The organism is Staphylococcus sp. HMSC34G04, assembly GCF_001838765.1.
GTDB lineage: Bacteria > Bacillota > Bacilli > Staphylococcales > Staphylococcaceae > Staphylococcus > Staphylococcus epidermidis.
In genome coordinates, this window is the sequence record NZ_KV838687.1 from 1 (window position 1) to 8,650 (window position 8,650).

The 8,650-nt window shown below is 31.6% G+C and carries 9 protein-coding genes; 6 read left to right on the forward strand and 3 right to left on the reverse strand.

All coding sequences use genetic code 11. The features are described 5' to 3' along the window. Positions 1-159: 159 nt before the first annotated feature. Complete coding sequence (locus HMPREF3241_RS00350; RefSeq protein WP_070853373.1) at positions 160-1,017, forward strand: replication initiation protein; 858 nt, start codon at positions 160-162, stop codon at positions 1,015-1,017. Positions 1,018-1,572: 555 nt separating this feature from the next. On the opposite strand, the gene HMPREF3241_RS00355 is transcribed toward HMPREF3241_RS00350, so the two are convergent. From HMPREF3241_RS00355 to HMPREF3241_RS00365, 3 genes are all read right to left on the reverse strand, one after another. Next, the gene (locus HMPREF3241_RS00355; RefSeq protein WP_070853374.1) at positions 1,573-2,496 is read right to left on the reverse strand and encodes an aspartate/ornithine carbamoyltransferase family protein; all 924 of its coding nucleotides are present in this window, start codon (positions 2,494-2,496) and stop codon (positions 1,573-1,575) included. Further along, entirely contained in the window at positions 2,489-3,379 is an 891-nt protein-coding gene (locus tag HMPREF3241_RS00360; protein WP_002486791.1) for a ThiF family adenylyltransferase, read from the reverse strand. The genes HMPREF3241_RS00355 and HMPREF3241_RS00360 overlap by 8 nt, the downstream gene beginning before the upstream one ends. Before the next feature lie 140 nt (positions 3,380-3,519). Continuing rightward, the gene (locus tag HMPREF3241_RS00365; protein WP_002486794.1) at positions 3,520-4,197 is read right to left on the reverse strand and encodes an ArsR/SmtB family transcription factor; all 678 of its coding nucleotides are present in this window, start codon (positions 4,195-4,197) and stop codon (positions 3,520-3,522) included. 111 nt (positions 4,198-4,308) lie between these two features. Between HMPREF3241_RS00365 and HMPREF3241_RS00370 the strand changes: the two genes are divergently transcribed. The 5 genes from HMPREF3241_RS00370 (at position 4,309) to HMPREF3241_RS12895 (ending at position 8,265) form a co-directional block, all read left to right on the forward strand. Continuing rightward, entirely contained in the window at positions 4,309-5,688 is a 1,380-nt protein-coding gene (locus HMPREF3241_RS00370; RefSeq protein WP_002477847.1) for an MFS transporter, read from the forward strand. A gap of 247 nt (positions 5,689-5,935) precedes the next feature. Further along, on the forward strand, positions 5,936-6,319 hold the full coding sequence (mobC, locus tag HMPREF3241_RS00375) for a plasmid mobilization protein (protein WP_064582418.1): 384 nt from the start codon (positions 5,936-5,938) through the stop codon (positions 6,317-6,319). Positions 6,320-6,496: 177 nt separating this feature from the next. After that, complete coding sequence (locus HMPREF3241_RS00380; RefSeq protein ID WP_070853375.1) at positions 6,497-7,507, forward strand: relaxase/mobilization nuclease domain-containing protein; 1,011 nt, start codon at positions 6,497-6,499, stop codon at positions 7,505-7,507. Then, entirely contained in the window at positions 7,410-8,015 is a 606-nt protein-coding gene (locus HMPREF3241_RS13070) for a mobilization protein (protein WP_316604491.1), read from the forward strand. The genes HMPREF3241_RS00380 and HMPREF3241_RS13070 overlap by 98 nt, the downstream gene beginning before the upstream one ends. A 97-nt stretch (positions 8,016-8,112) precedes the next feature. Next, positions 8,113-8,265: a hypothetical protein gene (locus HMPREF3241_RS12895; protein ID WP_170081020.1), complete on the forward strand. Its 153-nt coding sequence runs from the start codon at positions 8,113-8,115 to the stop codon at positions 8,263-8,265. Positions 8,266-8,650: the final 385 nt, after the last annotated feature.

Here is an 8,650-nt window from a genome sequence, read left to right on the forward strand (position 1 = left end):
AAACTAAAGGCAACCAATCATTAAACTAAAGGAACTTTTTTTATATTAGGTTTTTTTATGTTATTATTGTTTATAAACTAGCAATTATAAGTATTTATAATTAAAGTTAAAAGAAACCTTTATTCTATAAAGGTTTCTTTTAGATTGGAGTGGAGTTAGTTGAGTGGAGAAACAGTAGTATATAAAAATGATATGAATTTAGTTCCATTGAGAAAATTTAATAATACCGAAGTTAATCTATTTTTTACTTTGTGTAATAAATTAAAAGATAAAGGCAATTTGACTGTTAATGTGCCATTTGAAGAATTAAAAGAATTAAGTAATTACTATAGTCATGATAAAAAGCTTTTTATTCAAGATTTAGAAAAATTCTATGACAAAGTCTTCTCTTTAACATATAGAGAAGAAACTGAGAATGTTATTAGAAAATTTATTCTTTTTACTAAAGTAGAAATTTATAAAGATAAAGAGTATGTGGCTATTGGTGTTAATCCAGATTTAGAACATATTATTAATTCATTAACTAGTAACTTCACTAAATTTGAACTTCGAGAAATGACACACCTTAAATCTACATATTCTAAGCATATGTTCAGAATACTTAAACAGTATAAACATACTGGCTATGTAAAAATTAAAATTGATGATTTTAGAGAACGGCTAGACATTCCTAATAGTTACCGTATGACAAATATTAATCAAAAAGTATTAGCCCCTATCATTAAAGAATTAGGCTTTATTTTTAATAACCTTAATATCAATAAAATAAAAGCGAAAAAAGGACGTAAAATTGAATGGCTAGAGTTTACATTTGACGCTGAGAAACGTATTCACAATAAACGACAGCCAAAAATGGTAAATATAGGTAAGTCACGACAATATATAAGTCGTGAAAAAACGCCGAAATGGTTAGAAGAACGCACATATGAAAAACAAACAAAAAATGAGTATGATCCAGAATTAGAGAAAGAACGAGAAGCCTTTTTAAAACAACTTAAAGTGGATTGGGAAGAATAGAGAAAAATAACGAAAAACAACCATATACAACGAGATTGTTTTACAAAAAGCATAAGAAAGGATATACTGAAAGTAACAAATAGCAGATATATCATTGTATGTGAAAACCCCCAGCGTGCCGGCTGGGGGTTTCTTTTTACTTATGTTCTTGTTGTAATAGATAAAGAACATACCCAACAATAATTGGAAAAATGAGCTTATCTAATACAAATAGCAAGATTATCATTGTATGTGACACCTCCCTTCTGCACAGGAAGTGCTTTTTTAGTATAACAAAATTTCTCTATACTGCACGAGTTCACATGATATGTATGCACGCATACAGTATGCAACACTTAGACATTGATAACTGAATAAAGATACAAAAGTGTTATTGATGAAAATGCATGAAAACGTGTGGTTGTGGGACTGTATAAAAGTTGTATAATCGATAATCCGGACACAAAGGCACAAACACCGTCATATCAGTGTTTGTGCCTTTGTGATTAGTTAACATAATTACGTATTATGGGTAGTGCTTTTGTATAGCGTATTCATTTTATAAATAGCTATTAATCAGTGTAAAAAATAATATAAAAGAGACATTCTTATTAATAAACCATTATATGCTTGTTTAGTAAATATCACATTATCCATGTCGTCTGTATCTGAAGAAAGTTCAGCTTCTCTTGGTCCAGGACTTAGAATAGGGATTCTATTCTTATCATTAAACTTTTCTTTAGATACTATCAAATTATTTTCTAATGATGATTTTTCATCAACTTTTTCTGAATAAGCAGAATTAAAATCTGGAAGTTCAAATGGTATGATATCTAATATATCTGCTTGCTCTAATACTCTTTCTACATTATGGACTATAGAATAATCAGTGTTTTTTAATAAATTTAAAATATCGCTATTTAATTCTTCTCCATTTGGCAATAGAAATATAATTTTCTTAATATCAAATTTTTCTAGACCTATAACAATAGAACGAATCACTCTACAATTAATATCTCCACCTATTCCTATAACTTTATCTTCTAAACCATTTAATTCTTTTGTCATCGTATATAAATCTAATAAAGCTTGCGTAGGGTGCTCATTTGTTCCATCTCCGGCATTAATCATAGGAATATGGGTGATCTTCGATGCTTTTTCAACAGTATAATTTTGAAAATGACGCATAACCATGATGTCTGAATACTGTTCAATATATTTAATAGTATCTGACATACTCTCGTCAAAATAATCATCAGTGCGTGCTACTTTAGGTCCACCCATATCTATGACTTGTCCACCTAATCGATACATGGCACTTGTAAAACTCATTCTAGTTCTGGTACTTGGTTGATAAAAAAGCGTAGCAAGAATTTTACCTTCTAAATCCTTAATTACTTTTCCATTTTTTAAAGCTTTTTCATAATAATCTGCTTTTTCAAAAATAGTATTAATATCAGTAAGATTCACATTCTTCATCGATAATAAGTTATTAATCAATTTTATTTTCCTCTCTTTCTACAATTTTTGTTTCCCAAGAGGCTGAATCAAACATAGAATAACTTGGAGTTGACGGTAATTCTTTATATTCTGGAATATCTTTCAGACCAGTTATTTCAAAACTCAATCTTTCTACTAAAAGACCTTGAGCTAAAGGGGGACATCCAGCAAAGATAGGGCATTCTTTATTATTAATTAACCAATCATCTAATCTTTCTTTGGATGGAAATTGAGGGTATTCTGGAAAAAGAGAATAAACTATTTTTCTTGTATTTTTTTCATCTAGCTCTGAACCTGGCTTGATATCAAAATAATCTTCAGCTGACATTGAATCTTTAGTCCATTTAAAGAAGAAAGCTCTATGACCAAATACTGGCACAGTTAACATAAATTTACATCTTTCATTCTTTTGAAAAGCTCTATGTAATGCATAGCGAGCTTCTAATTCAAATAATTCAATTTTATCTAAAACATAATCACAACCTTCTACAAAATCATCAGCAGTATTATTATTAATACCTTCAGGATAAACATCAACATTTACATCTCTTGAAATATTAAATATAGATTCTCCAACTACTTCTGCCTTATTTCTTCCAAGATTATCCAAAGATGCACCAAATTGTCTATTAATATTAGAAAGCTCAAAATAATCTGGATCTGCTACTTTTATATGACGAACTCCTAATCTTACTAATCTTTCGGCTACAGCACCACCTATACCACCACAACCGGCAATGCCTATTACCACTTCACTAATTTTATTTTGACGCTTTTCGGCTTCTTCATCAGTATTTCCTAACCAACCTAAATTTCGCTTAACTCTTTCCCAATATCGTTTTTCATCAAAATCTGCAGTATATTTAATCACTTTAGAATTCATTATGAACCTCCAAAATATAATAATTTATAACAACTACATCACTCGACACAGAAAAAATTAAAATATAAGTGGTTTAATACACTTTCAATAAGTACATAATCATAAAAGCGCTTTATTTGTCAAAATATTTCGCTTTTTTATTATGGGATGTTCATATTTAGATATGTCTTGAAAGCACTTTTTCCTTTTTTGGTTAAATTAAGACATCGATTAATTTCACTATTCTCTATCCAAGATAATTCGATCATTTTTTCAGTTATTTGTAATGCAACCGGTCCTGCCATATGATTTTTTCTTTCAGTCCAATCTATATGCTTTGGAATAGATTTAGAATACATGCTTTTTTCTGTTTCCATTCCAATTTTTTTTAACCAATTTTTTCCATTTTGAGTCAATTTATAACATTCTTCTTTTTCTTTAAGATAATCATTTTCTAATAAAGCTTCAGTAAATTTAACCCCTATTTTCCCAGCAATATGACCATAACAAGTGCGTATATACGACAACTTTTCTTTTTTTGTTGTTTCTTTTAACGATTTGCTATTCATAGGAGGAGATATAACAGATAAAGCATTGATTGCATCAATGACTTTGTCATTATCAATTTTATAATAGCGATGTCGTCCCCATGTATTAACTGAAATAAAATTAGCTTCTACTAGTTTTGAAAGATGTTCACTAGCTGTTTGAGGTTTTACACCAGCTAATTTAGCTAATTCTCCAGCTGGAAGAGCTATGCCACTAGATAATTCAATTAACATAGTTAAACGTGTCTTATGTCCAATAAGGAGGATATTATCAGAAAAATTTTCATACATATAATACACCCTTTCTGTTAGTACAATTTAATCATACCCATATAATATTTCGGTGTTAAGCGAAATATTATATGGGTATGATTAAATTAGTTAAATGAGGAGGTATTATAGATGAATTCTTCTAAGTATTTCGATCATTTAGTTGTTTTTACAGCAGGAATAGGAATGTTTTTATCCACCCTTGATAGCGGAATTATCAATGTCGCATTACCCACTTTATCTAAATCTTTTAATGTTGATACTTCTTTTATTACTTGGAGTGTCACACTATATACTTTATTATTAACAGGCACAATTATAATATTTGGGAGACTAAGCGATAAATACAGTCGTTTAAATATATATAGTTTAGGATTAACTATTTTTTTAATAGCTTCTATTTTATGCGGTTTTTCAAACAACGTCATACAATTAATCGTTTTTCGTGGTTTACAAGGTATAGGTGCAGCAATGTTACAAGGAACTGCTACGGCTATTATTACTACAACCATTCCTGAAAATAGACAAGGTTCTGCGTTAGGAACGTTAAGTATTCTATTAGGAATAGGTCCTGTTTTAGGTCCAAGTATTGGAGGTCTTTTAATATCTGTAGGTAATTGGAGATGGATATTTTGGATCAATATTCCCTTTATATTTATCGGTTTAATCGGCTGTTTATTTTTAAAAAGATATATTAAAGAGCAAAAAAGTACGTCTATCCATTTAGATATACGTGGAAATTCATTATTATTTCTATCTATCTTTTGTTTATTAATAAGTTTAACATCTTGGTCTTATCACTCAATTTTTAATATATCAGTATATGGCAATTTCCTAATCTTTATTGTTTCTTTTTGCCTATTTATTATATGGGAGTTAAAAACAAATCATCCTATCATCGATTTACGTTTATTCAAGAATGTATCATTTTCATCTCCAATATTTGCAATATTTGTATTTGGAGGTACAACATCTTTAGGTTTTATAATTCCTCCATATATTTTAGAAAAGATTAATCATCTTTCATCTTGGCAAATAGGATTAGTTAACCTTACTTCTCCTTTAGGATTAGTACTTACTTCAAAAATATCTGGTAAATTAATTTCTCGCATTGGCAATATTGTATTAATGACTACAGGACTAATTATTATGATTGTGGCATATACAAGCCTAGGATTATTACAATATATATTAAATCCAGTGACAATAAGCTTATTATTACTAATATATGGTATAGGAGGAGGTTTTTTCCTACCGTCTAATACTTCAGCAATAATGGGAACTGTATCTCAAGATATGCAAGGTACTGCTGGAGCTACACAAAGAATGGTTCAAAATATAGGTATTGCTTTTTATACAGCAGTTACTTCATTATTTATCAGTAATTCATCAAATTCAGATAAACTCATAGAAGGGTCAAGTCATGCATGGTTATTTGCATCAATAACACTCTTTTTAGCATTATTACCTTTTTTATTAAAAATATTAAAGACTAAATATGAACCTAATTAATATATTTATAACAAATAATACTTCTTTTTATTTATTAATAGTGGCTATCAATTAGCCACTATTTTTTCGTCAGAAAAAATCATAAGGGGCTTGGGGATTATCCCCAACAAGCTGGCGTCTCTACCACGTTAGTGGCTAGCAAAGCCAATGCTTGCCAAACCACTTAACGACTTGATTAATTTTGCTTTACCCTGTAAAGTAAAATTATATTAAGGAGTTATCTTTCGTAGAAAGCGTGGTGGGATGTATGAGCGAACAAAACACATTTGTGGCTAGCGATGAAACTGTTGGGCAAAACCATAAACCCAACCGTAAGGAGCCGAAACAAATTAGTTTTCGTGTGAGCGAATCCGAATATTTAAAGTTGAAACAGTCAGCTGAAACTTTAAATATGAGTGTGCCTTCTTTCGTTAAGAAAAAGGCACAGGGATCTCGATTGGTCGCACCTAAATTAGATAAAACAACGCGACAATCGATAGCCAAAGATTTAAGTAGATTAGGTGCTAATGCCAATCAGATTGCAAAATATTGCAACCAACACCAACATGAAGCACCGAACTATAAAGCATTAGAACGTAATATCAGCGAATTACGTGAAAGGTTAGATGAGGTATGGAACAAACTAAATTAAGAAGATTGCTATTTAGCATTTGGATTTTAACTGTTATATCTTTAATGATTTTAACTTTATTTTTTAATTTTTCATTCCTAAAACAATGGTGGTTTATCACCATCTGTTTCTTATTTTGTGCTTTCGGTGGCCTTTTAATTGATCATTTTATTCCTAAACAAAAAAAGCGTGATACCAATGGCAACAACTAAATTAAGTTCCACCAAATCAACATCACGGGCCATTAATTATGCTGAGAAACGAGCCGTTGAAAAAAGCGGCTTAAATTGTGATGTCGACTATGCGAAATCGAGTTTTAAAGCTTCACGTGAATTATATGGTAAAACCGATGGCAATCAAGGACATGTCATAATCCAATCGTTTAAACCTGGCGAAGTCACGCCCGAACAATGTAATCAATTAGGCTTAGCACTCGCTGAAAAGCTCGCACCGAATCATCAAGTAGCGGTCTATACGCATGCCGATACAGACCATGTACACAATCATATTGTAATCAATTCAATTGACCTCGAAACAGGTAAGAAATTTAATAATAATAAACAAGCCTTACGTAATGTCAGAGATTTCAATGACGAGGTTTGCCTGGAACATGGTTTAAGCGTGCCAGAAAAGGACACAGCACGCTTACGTTATACGCAGACAGAAAAAGCGATTGCTGACCCTAATACGAAATCAACAGCCCAATATTCATGGAAAGATGAGATTAGAGAGGCGATAGACCAATCACAAGCCACCAATATGGATGAATTCAAAGATCATTTAAACCAACATGGTATTGAAATTGAACGTGTCACACCCAAAAGCATTACCTATCGACACTTAGCCGAAGATAAAAAGGTGCGTGGACGTAAACTCGGCGAAGATTACAATAAAGGAGGTATCGAAGATGGCTTTGAAAGACAAATACAACGCCAACAACAAACAGAACGAGACTCAGACACCGAATGCCAGCTCAAACGACCAACTTCAAACCGTGATGAAGCAACTGAACGAGATACAGGCGTCACTCAATCAGATTGGGACCAATTCGCCCAAGACACAAATGAGCTTGAGCGTAGCCGACAAGCTGCAGAATCAGCAAGACTTGCTGATGAAAAGGCTCGAAGAGATCGAGAAGAGAGAGAACGAGCGAAACAAGCGTCACGAACAATTATTAACGACGATCGAGACCACGGCCTCGAACTTTAATCAAGCAACGCAAAAAACCGAAAAACGATTTATCAGTACAGCGAAACACTATATTCAACGCATTGATACTGACAATTTAAAACAAGATTTTCAATCAGCTATACAAGAAGAATTAAGTAATGTTAAACAAGAAACGACTGACCTACTCACAGAATGTAAAAATCAAAAAGAAACACTCGCAAAAGAAAATAATGACTATAAAAGAATGATTGATGAACGTATGAAAGCTAACGAAACAGCGATTCAACAATACGATCAAGCCTTAAACAAGTTAACGAAAGGCATCACAGCGATGTTTTTCATTGTCGCTTTAGTCATGATCGCTTTTATGGTATTAAGTCCCTTAGGCGACTTATTAGGTGTCCATCATTTTTACGAATGGATCAATCATATACTCAAAACAGGTCATTCAGCATGGCGTTATCTGATTGTTATTTTTTACCTAGTCCCTTATGTATTCTTTGGCATGCTTATATATGCCATTTTAAGAGCGTATAAGAGCATTTAATAACAATATCTAACCGAAACCTAGGTTTTATTGTGAAAGCGTTATATAAAGCTTAAAATTACCTTATAATGTGTTTTATTAAAAAGAGAGATTGGTTATGCGTAGATGGTTAAAAGATAATTCTAATACTTTAGCACAAATGATCATTTTAGCTAGTGTTTTATTTGTTTTCTTAGGACCTCTAGGTGCAGGTTTTGGTGCTGCGATTGGTTTAGTCATTGGAACAAATTTAGATAAAAATAAAAAATAAGTTATCGCTATTATGCCGAGAAAATTTATTGAGCATTGAGAAGAACCCTTAATTAAACTGTTTCGACGAATGTCGGTATAGCGTGAGCTATGAAACCGACGAGTCGACAGTTTTAAGGTTTATTAAGGGTTCAGAGGCTCAATGTCAATAAAGCAATTGGAATAATGCATCAAAGTTATATTACTTATTGTTTTTAATAATAAAAACCAACCACAAATGTGGTTGGTTTCCTTTTTGTCTTTTGAATTTGTGAGGGGCAAATTGCCCCGAACTTTTTAATATCTTTTTATAAATCTTTTTTAAAACCTTTTTAGGACTCAAATGAGTCCTAGAGTGACAACGGATTTGAAATGTTAAAGGCAACCAATCATTAAACTAAAGGCAA

Bases quoted from the DNA above. Each gene is read 5' to 3' on its own strand.
- HMPREF3241_RS00360 (WP_002486791.1), bottom strand. From the start codon at position 3,379: ATGAATTCTAAAGTGATTAAATATACTGCAGATTTTGATGAAAAACGA.
- HMPREF3241_RS00365 (WP_002486794.1), bottom strand. From the start codon at position 4,197: ATGTATGAAAATTTTTCTGATAATATCCTCCTTATTGGACATAAGACA.
- HMPREF3241_RS00370 (WP_002477847.1), top strand. From the start codon at position 4,309: ATGAATTCTTCTAAGTATTTCGATCATTTAGTTGTTTTTACAGCAGGA.
- mobC (WP_064582418.1), top strand. From the start codon at position 5,936: ATGAGCGAACAAAACACATTTGTGGCTAGCGATGAAACTGTTGGGCAA.
- HMPREF3241_RS00380 (WP_070853375.1), top strand. From the start codon at position 6,497: ATGGCAACAACTAAATTAAGTTCCACCAAATCAACATCACGGGCCATT.
- HMPREF3241_RS13070 (WP_316604491.1), top strand. From the start codon at position 7,410: ATGAAAAGGCTCGAAGAGATCGAGAAGAGAGAGAACGAGCGAAACAAG.
- HMPREF3241_RS12895 (WP_170081020.1), top strand. From the start codon at position 8,113: ATGCGTAGATGGTTAAAAGATAATTCTAATACTTTAGCACAAATGATC.